This window comes from Bradyrhizobium zhengyangense, from assembly GCF_022012555.1.
GTDB classification, from domain to species: domain Bacteria; phylum Pseudomonadota; class Alphaproteobacteria; order Rhizobiales; family Xanthobacteraceae; genus Bradyrhizobium; species Bradyrhizobium zhengyangense.
Map to the genome: position 1 here is coordinate 566140 of NZ_JAKLTZ010000005.1, position 13004 is coordinate 579143.

Genomic DNA, 13004 nt, shown 5'->3' on the forward strand with positions numbered 1-13004 from the left:
TCCACAAAATATTCATGTCGCTCCTAAATTGATTCGTGTGCGTTGCGTCGCGTCCGTACCTTTCTCCTGACGGGCTGATTAATGACTCATCGCCATGACGCTGGCCGAGGCACGGCCGGCCGTGAAATTGCGGCACGCTGGTGCGCTCTCGCGGAGCAGCGACTGGAGCATCTCTCTGAAATGTTCGAGACCGGGCGGTGGCGCCGCTACCATTCCGAGCTCGCATTCCTCGAAAACATCCAGGAAGCCAAGCGCGCGGTGCAGACCTGGCGCGCGCTTGCGAATGGCGAGGATGTCGCCGCGGCCGCCGCGAGCGTGACCTCTGCATTCGGCTGGTCGCCGGCGACCATGCCGCGCGTTTTTCCGCGCGAGCAGGCCCAGACGGTGCAGCCAAAGGCCGTGCATATCGCCCCAGAGACCGCCGTTCCGGTCAGGCTCGAGCCCGAGCCGGATATCCTCGCGGAAATCGTCGAGGCGCCCATTGCGCCGGCGGCCCCGATCGCCGCGCCTGCACGGGTTGCTCCGGCAATTCGAATCGCTCCAGCTGAACGGATCGCTCCGACTGCGCCGGCAGCGTCCATCGCATCGTTCCTGCAGACCTTCACGCCGCCCGCCGACGAGATCGTCGCGGCCCCCGAGCGAGTGGTCGAGTTCACCTTCAGCCTCGACGGCATTGAAGCCAAGTACCCGCTGCTGCGGAATACGTTCTAGTCTAGCGCGGGGGCGGCCCTACTGCCGCACTACGTTTCCGCCGACAACCACCTGCACAAAGCGCTGCGCGCCTTCCGCGGACAGATCCGCCGTCACGGCGCGTGCGTGGTCGAGGCCGACCACCGCGCCGCGCGGGGTTTCCGAGATCATGTTGTTGTTGACGAGCGCGGTGCCGGCGCCTTGCACGACGGAGACGCCGATGCCGGCCAGCGCCCTGCGGATCACATTGCCCGTGATCGCGACGTCGCGCAGATATTTGCCCCAGCCGGCGACGATGCCGTAGGATGGCGCATTCTCGATCACATTGCCTGACACCGACGTGTCGGCCTCGATATAGATGCCGACGCCGGCATCGTCGTCAGGCGCGGTGCCGATCGGCCGCTTCGGGATCAAATTGCGGATGATATTGCCTTGCACGACCGCGATACGTCCGCCTTCGTTGAAATTGCAGACGGAGACGCCGACGGCGGCGCCGTCGACCGTGTTGTTGGCAATCACGGCGGCCTCGAACGAAAACTCGGAATAGAGCGCGACCTCGCGCACGTCGCTGACGCTGTTGCCTGTGATGTGGATGTTCGAGGCCGAGTTGCCGCGCACGGCGGAGTAGTCGCAATTTTTGATGCGATTGCCGCGCACGATCACGTTGCCGGCGCGGAAGGCGTTGATGGCATTGCCATACTGGCCGGAGCCGCCCGGGCCCGCCTTGATGCCCTCGATGCGGTTGTCGGCAACAATTGTGCCGTCATCGCCGATGGCGGTGCGCAGGATTTCGATGCCGTTGTCGTTGGTGCCGACAATGGTGTTGCGGGACACGCTGAGGCCTTTGGCATCGAACGAGACGACCGCCGTCACCGCGATGTCAGTAAAGATGTTGCCGGAGATATCGCCTGAGACCTGCTCCAGCCAGATGCCGCTGCCGCCGGAGCTGGTGATCTCGCAATCGGTGATGCGGACGTCGCGCCCGCCAAGGACATGGATCAGCCCGCGCCGCGTCGGCAGCGGAATGCGGCCGCCGTCGAAAGTGATACCGGTGAGGCCGATTGAATCAGAACCGTCGCTCTGGATCGCCGCGGCGCCGCCAGTGAAGATGAGTTTCGTCGCGCCGCGCACGCCGATTAGCTGCGCCCTATCAGGCAGTCTTAAAAGGCCCGCGCGGTAGATTCCGGGCGGCAGCGCAAGCGGCATCTGCGCCCGCGAGGCTTCGTCGATCGCACGCTGGAGAACGCGCGTCTGGTCCTCGCTGCTGCCGGGTCGCACGCCGTATTGGGTTGCATCGCGCCCGAGCAGCGACGTCAGCGGCGCCGCACGTGCGGCGTCGGCGGGCATGGCAAGCGCACCGGCAATGCCGGCAGTCGAAGCTCCGATGAGATGACGGCGGTTGAGGTCCATGACGCGTCCTTGGCGGACGCGGGAGATGTCCGCGAAAGATTAGGTAGCGCAGGGCGGAGGGGGCGGTGAGGATTGTTCGCGGTAGGGTTAAATGTTTACCGCAAAGACGGTGCCGTAGGGTGGGCAAAGCGCAAGCGTGCCCACGATTGTCGCCAAGGACGTACGTGGGCACGGCGCCATGCGCCTGTGCCCACCCTACAAGACCTAACTAAGCGTTCCGCGCCTTCCTTGCCAAACCCACCATCTCCATCAGCATCGCTTCCCCCGCATCCACCAGCTCCTCCAGCGTGATCCGCGGGGCGCCCTTGTGCCGCACGGCGCCGCTGCGTGCAAGCAGCGGAATATGGATGAACGCGGCAAGCTTCGGTCCGCCGCCGCGGGCCTTCTCGATCGCGCGCCAGCTCAGATAGTTGCAGAGATAGGCGCCGGCATCGCGCGAGGGCCGCGCATCGATGCCGGTGAGCCGCGCGGCACGCAACAGTCTTGCCGTATGCGGGCCGAAATTCATGGCGTCCGCATGGCCGGCAATGCCGCGCTTGCTGGAGCGGGTGTTGGCAGCATCGGGCCACAGCATGGTGACGGCGTTGCGCGCGCGGCTCTCGATGCGCAGGTAAGGCGTACGCGCCGCGAGCCCAAACATCAGCAGCGCATCCGGCTTCACCTGTGCCAGCACATCAGGCAATTGCCGGTCGACCGCGGCATAGGTCACCGGAAAGATGTGGTGCGATAGCTCGACATCATCGAGCGCGGGACGACGAAGCCTCGCCAGCCGCGCCACCAGCGGCTGGGTCGGATTATGGGGGGCACCGGGAAACGGGCCGAAGCCGGTGAGGAGAACGCGGAGCTTATCGCTCATTGCAGCAACTCCAGAATCCGTTCGGCGGCGAGCGCCGGGGTGAGCTGGCCATCGGCAACTTCCGCCTCGATCTTCTTGACCCTGGCGCGGACGGACGCCTCGCTGCGCAATCGTGCCAACATGCGCTGCTCCAGCATCGACCACATCCATTTCACCTGCTGCTCCCGCCGCCGTGCGGCGAACTCGCCGGATGCGTTCATCGCCTTACGGTGATCCAGGACCTTCTGCCAAAGCTCGGCGATGCCCGTGCCGGCCAGTGCCGAATAGGTGACGACAGGCGGATGCCAATGCTCGGAGCGGGGGCTGAGGATATGCAGCGCGCTGCGATAGTCGGCTGCGGTGACATTGGCGCGTTTGAGATTGTCGCCGTCGGCCTTGTTGATCGCGATCATATCGGCGAGCTCGACCAGGCCTTTCTTGATGCCTTGCAGCTCGTCGCCGCCGCCTGGCAGCATCAGTGCGAGGAAGAAATCGGTCATGTCGCAGACCGCGGTCTCGGATTGGCCGATGCCGACGGTCTCGACCAGGACGACGTCGAAGCTGGCGGCCTCGCACAGCAGCATCGCCTCGCGGGTTTTTGCAGCGACGCCGCCGAGCGTGCCCGAGGACGGCGAGGGACGGATGAAGGCATCGCTGGATGCCGACAGCCGCGCCATGCGCGTCTTGTCGCCGAGGATCGAGCCGCCGCTGCGGGCCGAGGACGGGTCGACCGCAAGCACGGCGACCTTGTTGCCCTGCTCGATCAGATAGGTCCCGAGCGCATCGATGGTGGTGGATTTGCCGACGCCGGGCGAGCCGGTGATGCCGACGCGGACCGCCTTGCCGGTGTCGGGCAGCAGCGTCTGCACCAGCTCGCGTGCCTGCGCCTGATGATCGCCACGCCGGCTCTCCACCAGCGTGATGGCGCGCGCGAGCGCAGCGCGATGGCCCGCACGCAGGTCGCGGGCGAGGGTGGTGATATCGAGCGAAGTCTTCTTCTCAACCATGTCCTGCTTTACAACGGCGGAAGCAGGCAGGCGAGGGCCTCTCAGGTCTTGGCAAAACCGGCGGCCCTCATGGCCTGGCCCATCTGGCGATCAGCCTCGTCCATGAAGGTTTCGAAGTCGCTTGCATCCCGCCATACGGTGCCAAAGCCGCGTCCGGTCATGAAGTCCTTGAAGGCGGCGGAGTCGTACACCGTCTTCAGGGCCCCGGTCAGCCTGGTCGCGATCTCCGGCGCCAGGCCCTTTGGACCGCCGATGCCGCGCCATGAGCTGGTGGAATAGTCGACGCCGAGCGCTTCCTTCAGCGTCGGGACGTCGGGAAAGCTCGGATTGCGCGCGTGCGCCATGATTGCGAGGCTCCGCGCCTGGCCGGCCTCGATGGTCGCGTGGGCCTCCGGCACCGAGCAGGTGGTGAGGTCGAGGCTGCCCGCGACGAGCTCCTGCATGGCCGGTGCTGCACCATTCGAGGGGACCAATTCACTTGGTTCGCCGGCAATCCCATCGCCTGCATCCAGCCGACAAGTGCGAGATGCCAGATGCCGCCTTGTCCAGTGCCCGATGCCTTGAACCGTCCCGGGGGCGCCAGCTTGATGGCCTCCGTCAGCTCTTTCACCGTTCTGTACGGCGAGGCGGCGGCCACCTGGATGCCCGGTGGGTCTTCGTTCATCAGCGCCAGCGGCATGAAGTTCCGCGGCGTCAGATGCGTCACCGCCTGCCAATGCAGCATCGCGATTTCCACGGTGATCATGCCGATGGTGTAGCCATCCGGCCGTGCGGTTGCGATCTCGGCGTGGCCGACAACGCCGGATCCTCCGGTGAGGTTGACGACGTTGAACGGCTGGCCGAGCTCCTTCTGAAGGAGCGTCGCAATGATCCGTGCAGTCGCATCCGTGCCGCCACCCGCACCCCAGGGTACGATCAAGGTCACCGGCCGCGCCGGATAGGCTTGCGCGCGCGCAGGGGAGAGGAGAGCTGACGTGGCTGCAGCCACAGAAGAGGCCGCGAAAGCGCGGCGGGTAATTCCTGACATCAATGTTCCCGGCATCGCCCTCGGGAATCGGGCTCGCGTCATCGCAACATGCTACGCAGCTTTGCGCCGATGTCGCAAGCGGCAGCCCTGTGGCGCCGTGGGCAACGGGTTCCGCTCCTATTGTTGTTCGTCGGCATCGGCCTTTGGCCGTGCGCCGCCGAAGATGCGTGCGCCTTCCGGCGTGAGATAGGGCTTCAACGTCTCCCACGGAACGAAGGCGACATATTGGCCCTCGGCGTAGGGGCCGACGGCATAGGGCGGGTAGTGGAAGGTCAGGCCGGAACTCTTGTCTGTCTCGGTCGATGGCGCCAGCGTCACGGCGCCGATCTTGAGCAGGCGAGGTGTAAGGTCCTTGAACCACTCCTGCGTCGCGGTCTCGCCGCTGTCGCGCTTCTTCTTCTCGATTTTCAGTGAGGCGATCACGGCTTTCACCATCGCCTTCATGGTTGCGCCATTGTCGGCGGTCTCGGTGAAGAACGGGCGGATCGAGATGCGCTTGTTCTCGGATTTGTCCCACAGCACCGTATTCACGTCCGAATTGGGATGGGCACCATGGGTGTCCATATAGTCGTCGCGCAGGATGCTGACATAGCGATCGGCAACCACAGAGCGGATCGAATATTTGCGCTCGAAATCTCAGCCGCCGTCTTTGAAGAATTGTGGGTCCTGCTTGCGCGAGGCCGCGGCGTCAGCCGCGTTCTTGTCGAGCCACCTTTTGCCTTCGGCCAGGCAATCGGCGGCGAGGGGCGCGTCGGCCTTGATCTTGTCGTCGAGAAAGACGCGCGCGTCGATGTTCCTGTTCTTGACGGCGGCGTCGGGCTTGGGATCGGCGGCGAATGAAGGAGAGGCCAGGCCGATCGTAGTCACGGCAGACAGGATCGCGAGCAAGCCGGCCCGCACGTTTGCACGAAGATATGTCACTTCAATATCCATCAATTCTGCACCCGACCGCCGTCGCGGCGACGCCGTCGCGGCGCTTGGATGTCTGCATTGTTGTAATGACCGCAAGATGAACCGGCGCGGAGCGCGCGGTGCGAAACACTGGGACGTGAAAATTGGTCGCGGCAGCGCGCCCGCCGGTTTGATACTTCAAGCCGAGGGCGGCGGAATTACTCCGCCGCCTCGCTATGCCCGAGCCGGGCATTCAGCTTGCGGATCAGCTCCTCGGCCGCGTCCGCGATCACGGTGCCCGGCGGGAAGATAGCCTCGGCGCCAGCCGCATAGAGCGCTTCGTAATCCTGCGGCGGCACCACGCCGCCGACGATGATCATGATGTCCTCGCGGCCCTGCTTCTTCAGCGCGGCCTTCAGCTCGGGTACGGCAGTGAGATGGGCTGCGGCGAGCGAGGAGACGCCGAGGATGTGGACGTCGTTCTCGACCGCCTGCCGCGCCGCTTCGTCGGCGGTGGCAAACAGCGGTCCGATGTCGACGTCGAAGCCGATATCGGCAAACGCAGAGGCAATCACCTTCTGGCCGCGGTCGTGCCCGTCTTGGCCGATCTTGGCGACGAGGATGCGGGGGCGGCGGCCCTCGGCTTCCTCGAAAGCGTCGATCAGCGCCTGAACCTTCTCGACCTGGTTGCCCATGCTGGACGCCTCCCGCTTGTAGACGCCGGTGATCGACTTGATCTCGGCGCGGTGCCGGCCGAACACCTTTTCCATCGCGTCCGAAATCTCGCCGACGGTCGCCTTGGCCCGCGCAGCATCAATGGCGAGCGCGAGCAGATTGCCGTTGCCTTCGCCGGCGGAACGCGTGATCGCGGCAAGCGCGGCATCGACCTCCGTCTTATTGCGTTCGGATTTCAGCCGCGTCAGCTTGTCGATCTGCAGGCGCCGGACATTGGTGTTGTCGACCTTGAGAATGTCGATCGGCGCCTCGTCCGTCGGCTTGTACTTGTTGACGCCGATCACCGCCTGCTTGCCGGCATCGATGCGGGCTTGCGTCTTGGCGGAGGCTTCCTCGATGCGCAGCTTGGGCACACCGGCCTCGATGGCCTTGGCCATGCCGCCGAGCTCCTCGACCTCCTGGATGTGGCCCCACGCCTTCGCGGCGAGGTCACGCGTCAGCCGCTCGACATAATAGGAGCCGCCCCAGGGATCGATGATGCGGGTGGTGCCGCTCTCCTGCTGCAGGAACAGCTGGGTGTTGCGGGCGATGCGCGCGGAGAAGTCAGTCGGCAGAGCCAGCGCCTCGTCGAGCGCGTTGGTGTGCAGCGATTGGGTGTGGCCTTGCGTCGCCGCCATCGCCTCGACGGTGGTGCGCATCACGTTGTTGAAGACATCTTGCGCGGTCAGCGACCAGCCCGAGGTCTGCGAATGCGTGCGCAGCGACAGCGAGCGGGGGTCCTTCGGATTGAACGGTTTCAAGAGCTTCGCCCAGAGCAGCCGCGCGGCGCGCAGCTTGGCGACCTCCATGAAGAAGTTCATGCCGATCGCCCAGAAGAACGACAGGCGCGGCGCGAAGCGGTCGACGTCGAGCCCGGCAGCAAGTCCGGCGCGCAAATATTCGACGCCGTCTGCGAGCGTATAGGCGAGCTCGAGATCCTGCGTCGCGCCGGCCTCCTGCATATGATAGCCGGAGATCGAGATCGAATTGTATTTCGGCATCTTTTGCGAGGTGTACGCAAAAATGTCCGAGATGATCCGCATCGAGGGCGCGGGCGGATAGATATAAGTGTTACGCACCATGAACTCTTTCAGAATGTCGTTCTGAATGGTGCCAGACAGCTTCTCAGGCGGAACGCCCTGTTCCTCGGCCGCCGCGACATAGAGCGCGAGGATCGGCAGCACCGCGCCGTTCATGGTCATCGACACGCTCATCTGGTCGAGCGGGATGCCAGCGAACAGCGTGCGCATGTCGTAGATGGAGTCGATGGCAACGCCGGCCATGCCGACGTCGCCGCCGACGCGCGGGTGATCGCTGTCATAGCCGCGATGGGTGGCGAGATCGAAGGCGACCGAGAGGCCCTTCTGTCCTGCCGCCAGGTTGCGGCGATAGAAGGCGTTGGAATCCTCCGCCGTGGAGAAGCCGGCATATTGCCTGACGGTCCAGGGCTGGTTGACATACATGGTCGGGTAGGGGCCGCGCAGGAACGGCGCGAGGCCCGGATAAGTCTCGAGGAAATCGAGCCCGGCGAGATCGGCCTCGCCATAGACTGATTTCACCAGGATGCCCTCGGGCGTCAGCCACGGCTCGGCGCTGCCTGATGGAGCGGCGGTCGCGGCGCGCTCAAAGGCGACGTCGGCGAAGTTGGGAATGCGGGTCATGGATTCAACCATATCATCGGCGCTCAATCATGATCCGGATGCTGATGGCTGACGATGGTCGCCATCTTCTCCGGCCCGTAATTCTGCTGCGTGGTCTGGCTCGGCAGGTTGGAGATTCCGACCACCCAGCCGAGGCGGGACTCGGTCCCGTACTGACGCGTCGGCACCAACCGGTCAGGTCGGTCGAACGCGCCGGTCATGATCTCGATGCGCGGGCCGTCGATGCGACGGAAGCTCAGCGGCGTGCCGCACGCGGCACAAAAGTCGCGCATCGCGATCGTGGAGGATTGGAATGCGGATGGCGTGCCCTTGGTCCAGGCAAAATCCGTCCGGTTGATATCGGCGAAGGAAGCAAACGGCGCGCCGCTCGCCTTCTGGCACATCCGGCAGTGGCAGATCGATACCTTGTTGGGTGTTGCCGAAATCGCAAAGCGCACCGCCCCGCATTGGCAGCCGCCGGTGAGAACGGGTTTGCTCGCGTCGGTCATGCCTGCTCCATCAGGACATAGGCGTCTTGCAGCGTCGCAAGCGCGTCGCCCCCGGCAAATACGAAGCCCGTGACACCGGCCGCGCGCAAGGCCGCCTCCGCCTCGGCTGGACGACCCGCCAGATAGATATGTCGCGCGCCCACCGTTTGCAGGGCCTTCGCGGCGGCTTCGGCCCGTTCCGCATAGACCTTGTCGCTGGAACACAGGCAGGCTAGCGCCGCGCCGGACGCCTTGAAGGCCGCAGCCAGCTTGGCCGGGTCGGCAAAACCTTCGCTGTCGAGCGCCTGGATGCCGCCGGCCTCGAAGAAGCTTTTTGCGAACGTCGCGCGTGCCGTAAAATCGGCGGGCGTGCCGAGATTGGCCAGGAATACGCTGGGCCGCGATCCGCGCGCCTTCAACGCCGCGTCGGATTTGTCGCGCAGCGCCTCGAATGGCTGCGCAAGGCGGATCGGCGCGAGGGCATCGAACTTGTACTTGGCTTCACCATAGGGTGCGAGCGCGATGGGCGTCGCCTTCAGCACGGCCGTCTCGCTTTCGTGCAGGTTCGGAAACTCGCTGGCGCCGGTCAACACGTCGCGGCGCTTGGCGATGTTGGCCTCGCGCGCCTTTCGCGCCGCTGCGACCTTGCTCTGGAACAGGCCCTGCTGAAGTGCGGCGAAGGCGCCACCGGCCTTCTCGCTCTCCTGAAACAGCGCCCAGGCGGCCTCGCAGAGCTGCGCCGTGAGCGTCTCGATGCCGCCGGATCCCGCCGCGGGATCGCTGACCTTGGCGAGGTTGCTTTCTTCCAGCAGCAGCGCTTGCGTGTTGCGTGCGGCGCGCCGCGCGAACGGATCGGGCAGTCCGAGCGCCAGTGTGTGTGGCAGCACGGTGATTGCATTGGCGCCTGCAAGCCCGGCTGCGAATGTCGCGATGGTCGCACGCAGCATGTTCACGTAGGGGTCACGCTGCGTCAGCATGCGCCAGGCCGTATCGGCGGCAATGAACAGCGGCTTCGGCGTCAGGCCGCAGGCGACCTCGATGCGCGCCCAGAGCAATCGCAGCGCGCGGAACTTCGCCATGGTCAGGAACTGGTCGGCATCAGCGGCGAGCCGCGCATAGACCATGCCTTGCGCCTGCTCGAGCGGAACGCCGGCGCCCTCGATCGCGCGCAGATAGGCGACGCCGCAGGCAAGCACGAAAGCGAGCTCCTGCACCTCGGAGCCGCCGGCATCATGGATCACACGGCCATCAGCAGGTGCGAACGGCCCCTTGAAGCCGAGCGCGGCGAGACCCTTGATGCCGCCGGTCACCGCGGGAACGATCTCCTCCCAGCTGTAGGGGCTGTTTCCCCACACCGCGCAGGCCGCCAGCGGATCGAGCCCGAAGCGGATGTCGCAGGCGGCGGGGTTGATGCCGTTGCTCTTCACATATTCCGCGATATGGATCGCAGCCATCCGCGATTGCGGACCGATCTGAAGCTCGAGGCCGATGCCGGCGTCGAGGTGAATGTCCTTCAGCGCCCTTGCAACCGCATCGGCTGTCGGTTCCAGGCCGAAGCCGTGGCTGCCGGCGCCGCCGGCGAACACGAGCGCGAGTCCCGTGGCGCCATTCTCAAGATCGGTCAGGGCCTGCGCATTCGCAGCCGCCGCATCGGGATGATCGATCCGCTGCATGATCTGCCACGGCGCGGCCGCCGGGCGCCCCGCGACCGGCGCTACCCCCTTGGCGCGCGGGTAGAGCGGCTCGATCTTGAGACCGTCATAGGTCTTGCCGACCAGCTTTTCGAACGGCGCGCCCTTCAGCACGCCGTCGACCAGCTTGCGCCAGTCCGCGTCCGTCGCCTTGGGAAAATCGGCCGCCAGCGGCAGATCGTCAGTCACGGAGGTCATACGGCCAAGGGCTCCCGAACATCTTGTTATGTGCAGGCGAATTTGCCACGGCGGCCCCCGTTCCTGCAAACGGTGGATTTTGGTTAACCGGTATCCGGAAGCTGCTCAATGCCTTGCGTCGAGACGCTGGCGAGGGCATCACGCACACGAATGCCCGAGATCACGCGGTCGGCTGCGATTTCGGCCAGCGGCACCAGCACAAAGGCGCGCTCGAACAGGCGCGGATGCGGCAGGGTCAGGTCGGGCTTGTTCATTGACACATCGTCATAGGCGATCATGTCGAGATCGAGCGTGCGCGGACCCCAGCGCCGATCCTTGTCGCGCATACGGCCGAATCTCTGCTCGACCTTCTGCATCACGAACAAAAGCGCGTGCGGATCGAGGCCCGTCTCGATCTCGACGCAGGCATTGATGAAGGGATCCTGGTCCTCGTCGCCCCAGGGTGGCGTCGCATAGTCCGACGAGCGCGCGATCATTGCGGCCTGCGCCATGCCGCAGATATGGGCGATCGCCTTCTTGAACGTCGTGCGGACATCGCCGACATTGCCGCCGAGCGCGATCAGCACGCTCGCCATCAGGGATGCCGCGAGCGCGTCAGCATGATGCCGACATCGTCGAAGATCGCGGCGATCGGCGCGTGCGGCTTGTGCACGGTGATCTTCACGGCGCGGATGCGTGGAAAGTTCGACAGGATGGCGTCGGCGACCGCACCCGCCGCGCGTTCCAGCAATTTGTAATTGGTGTTCTTGAACGCCGCCGTTGTGGTCGCCACCACGTCGGCATAGGAGACGGTATCGACCAGGCGATCGCTGCGCGAAGGCTCCGACAAATCGGTGTAGAGCTCGAGGTCGATCACAAAACGCTGGCCGACTTCGGTTTCGTGATCCAGCACGCCATGGCGTGCATGGATCGACAGGCCGGTCACGAAGATCGTATCTGTCATTGCTTGCTCTCGATTGCGTTGGCGACCCGCAGGGCCTGCAGGGTCTCGGCGACGTCATGGGTCCGGATGATCTTCGCCCCCTTCTGCACGGCAATCAAATGCGCGGCGATCGAGCCGGCCAGCCGCTCTTTCGGCTCCGAGGGCGACACAGAGGCGATGAAACGCTTGCGCGAGGCGCCGACCAGGATCGGCAGGCCGAACATGTCGAGCTCGCGCAGGCGCGCCAACGCAATCATGCTCTGCTCGGCGGTCTTGCCGAAGCCGATGCCGGGATCGAGCACGATCTTGTCACGCCCGATGCCGGCCGTCGTGGCGATGTCCAGCGAGCGCATGAAGAACGCCTTCATGTCGGCGACGATGTCGATGGCGGAATCGACGGTCTCGCGGTTGTGCATGACGATGACAGGGACGCCTCTCGCGGCCACCAGCGGCGCCATGCCGGCGTCGCGCTGCAACCCCCAGACGTCGTTGGCGATGGCGACACCCTGGTCGAGCGCGAAGGCCACGACCTCCGCTTTCATGCTGTCGATCGAGACCGGCACGCCGAGCGCAACGATGCCTGCCAGCACCGGGTTCAACCGCGCCAGCTCGTCCGCGGCCGTCACTGGCTGCGCACCCTTGTAGGGCCGGGTGGATTCGGCGCCGATATCGATGATGTCGACGCCATCGGCAATCATCGCCTGCGCCCGCGCCAGCGCCTGTTCCGGCGCGATGAAATCGCCGCCATCGGAGAAGGAGTCGGGCGTCACGTTGAGCACGCCCATCACCGCTGGTAGCGGCCGGCCCATGAGCGTCCGCAGCACATCTGGCCCGGCCGAGCCGGCCGGCGGGACGGATGGGGAAGGCGAGGCATTCATGCGGCCCGCTTTGCGCGGTCGGGGAGGGGGTGTCAAGACCATCCCTCCCTGTCATTGCCCGCGAAAGCGGGCAATCCAGTACTCCAGGGCCGTGCAGTGATGCGGAGGAGCCGCAGCGTACTGGATACCCCGCTTTCGGGGTATGACACCGAGAGCTAACGCTGCAGATCGTATGTCGAGAGCGCCTAATACGTAATCTTCGGCGACAGCTTCCTGGCCTTGGCGATGATGTCGCCGACCGACTTCTCGGAAGGAAGGATGCGGACGAGCTTTTTGCGATCGTTCGCTTCGCGCATGCTCTGCGCCAATCTTGCCGGATTCCGATAGGCGAGCTCGCGCACCGTGGTGACGCCAGCGGCGCGGACCAGGCCCACCTTGGCCCGGCCCATGCCGGGAATACGCATGTAGTCGGAGACGTTGGCCCACTCCAGCAGCAGCTGCTCGCTGATGCCGGTCTTGGCCGAGAGCGCCTTGCGGCCCTTGGCGGTGCTCGCGGCTTCCAGCAACGCGTCGGTGGTGCGGATACCCTGCGCCTTCAACTTGTTGGCGGCAAAGGCCGGCAGGCCCTCAATCTCGGAGATCGGATATGTCATGATACTCGGTATGAAAAGCG

The 13004-nt window shown here is 65.2% G+C and carries 11 protein-coding genes and 2 pseudogenes; 1 reads left to right on the forward strand and 12 read right to left on the reverse strand.

What is annotated here, in order from left to right; translation table 11 throughout:
* Positions 1-81: 81 nt before the first annotated feature.
* Positions 82-711 (forward strand): TIGR03809 family protein, encoded by a 630-nt coding sequence (locus L6639_RS22695; RefSeq protein ID WP_237863848.1) that lies wholly within the window; start codon positions 82-84, stop codon positions 709-711.
* Between the two features lie 18 nt (positions 712-729).
* On the opposite strand, the gene L6639_RS22700 is transcribed toward L6639_RS22695, so the two are convergent.
* The 12 genes and pseudogenes from L6639_RS22700 to L6639_RS22760 form a co-directional block, all read right to left on the reverse strand.
* Positions 730-2100 carry a TIGR03808 family TAT-translocated repetitive protein gene (locus L6639_RS22700; protein ID WP_237863849.1) on the reverse strand — a complete coding sequence of 457 codons (1371 nt, stop codon included), beginning with the start codon at positions 2098-2100 and terminating at the stop codon, positions 730-732.
* A 208-nt stretch (positions 2101-2308) separates the two neighbouring features.
* Positions 2309-2956, reverse strand: a complete 648-nt coding sequence (locus tag L6639_RS22705; protein ID WP_237863850.1) for a pyroglutamyl-peptidase I — start codon at positions 2954-2956, stop codon at positions 2309-2311.
* A complete protein-coding gene (gene meaB, locus L6639_RS22710) occupies positions 2953-3942 on the reverse strand; it encodes a methylmalonyl Co-A mutase-associated GTPase MeaB (protein ID WP_237863851.1) in 990 nt (329 codons plus the stop codon). The genes L6639_RS22705 and meaB overlap by 4 nt, the downstream gene beginning before the upstream one ends.
* 41 nt (positions 3943-3983) lie before the next feature.
* Positions 3984-4969: pseudogene (locus tag L6639_RS43500) on the reverse strand (tripartite tricarboxylate transporter substrate binding protein).
* Positions 4970-5086: 117 nt separating this feature from the next.
* Positions 5087-5902: pseudogene (locus tag L6639_RS22725) on the reverse strand (RsiV family protein).
* A 176-nt stretch (positions 5903-6078) separates the two neighbouring features.
* The gene (gene scpA, locus L6639_RS22730; protein WP_237863852.1) at positions 6079-8235 is read right to left on the reverse strand and encodes a methylmalonyl-CoA mutase; all 2157 of its coding nucleotides are present in this window, start codon (positions 8233-8235) and stop codon (positions 6079-6081) included.
* Between the two features lie 23 nt (positions 8236-8258).
* Positions 8259-8723, reverse strand: a complete 465-nt coding sequence (locus tag L6639_RS22735) for a GFA family protein (RefSeq protein WP_237863853.1) — start codon at positions 8721-8723, stop codon at positions 8259-8261.
* Positions 8720-10591 (reverse strand): methylmalonyl-CoA mutase subunit beta, encoded by a 1872-nt coding sequence (locus tag L6639_RS22740; protein ID WP_237863854.1) that lies wholly within the window; start codon positions 10589-10591, stop codon positions 8720-8722. The genes L6639_RS22735 and L6639_RS22740 overlap by 4 nt, the downstream gene beginning before the upstream one ends.
* Before the next feature lie 83 nt (positions 10592-10674).
* Complete coding sequence (gene folK / locus L6639_RS22745) at positions 10675-11166, reverse strand: 2-amino-4-hydroxy-6-hydroxymethyldihydropteridine diphosphokinase (protein ID WP_237863855.1); 492 nt, start codon at positions 11164-11166, stop codon at positions 10675-10677.
* On the reverse strand, positions 11166-11534 hold the full coding sequence (folB, locus tag L6639_RS22750; protein WP_237863856.1) for a dihydroneopterin aldolase: 369 nt from the start codon (positions 11532-11534) through the stop codon (positions 11166-11168). Before folB ends, folK begins: the two co-directional genes overlap by 1 nt.
* Positions 11531-12391 carry a dihydropteroate synthase gene (folP, locus tag L6639_RS22755; RefSeq protein ID WP_237863893.1) on the reverse strand — a complete coding sequence of 287 codons (861 nt, stop codon included), beginning with the start codon at positions 12389-12391 and terminating at the stop codon, positions 11531-11533. Before folP ends, folB begins: the two co-directional genes overlap by 4 nt.
* Before the next feature lie 185 nt (positions 12392-12576).
* Positions 12577-12984, reverse strand: a complete 408-nt coding sequence (locus L6639_RS22760) for a DUF4332 domain-containing protein (RefSeq protein ID WP_237863857.1) — start codon at positions 12982-12984, stop codon at positions 12577-12579.
* Between the last annotated feature and the right edge of the window lie 20 nt (positions 12985-13004).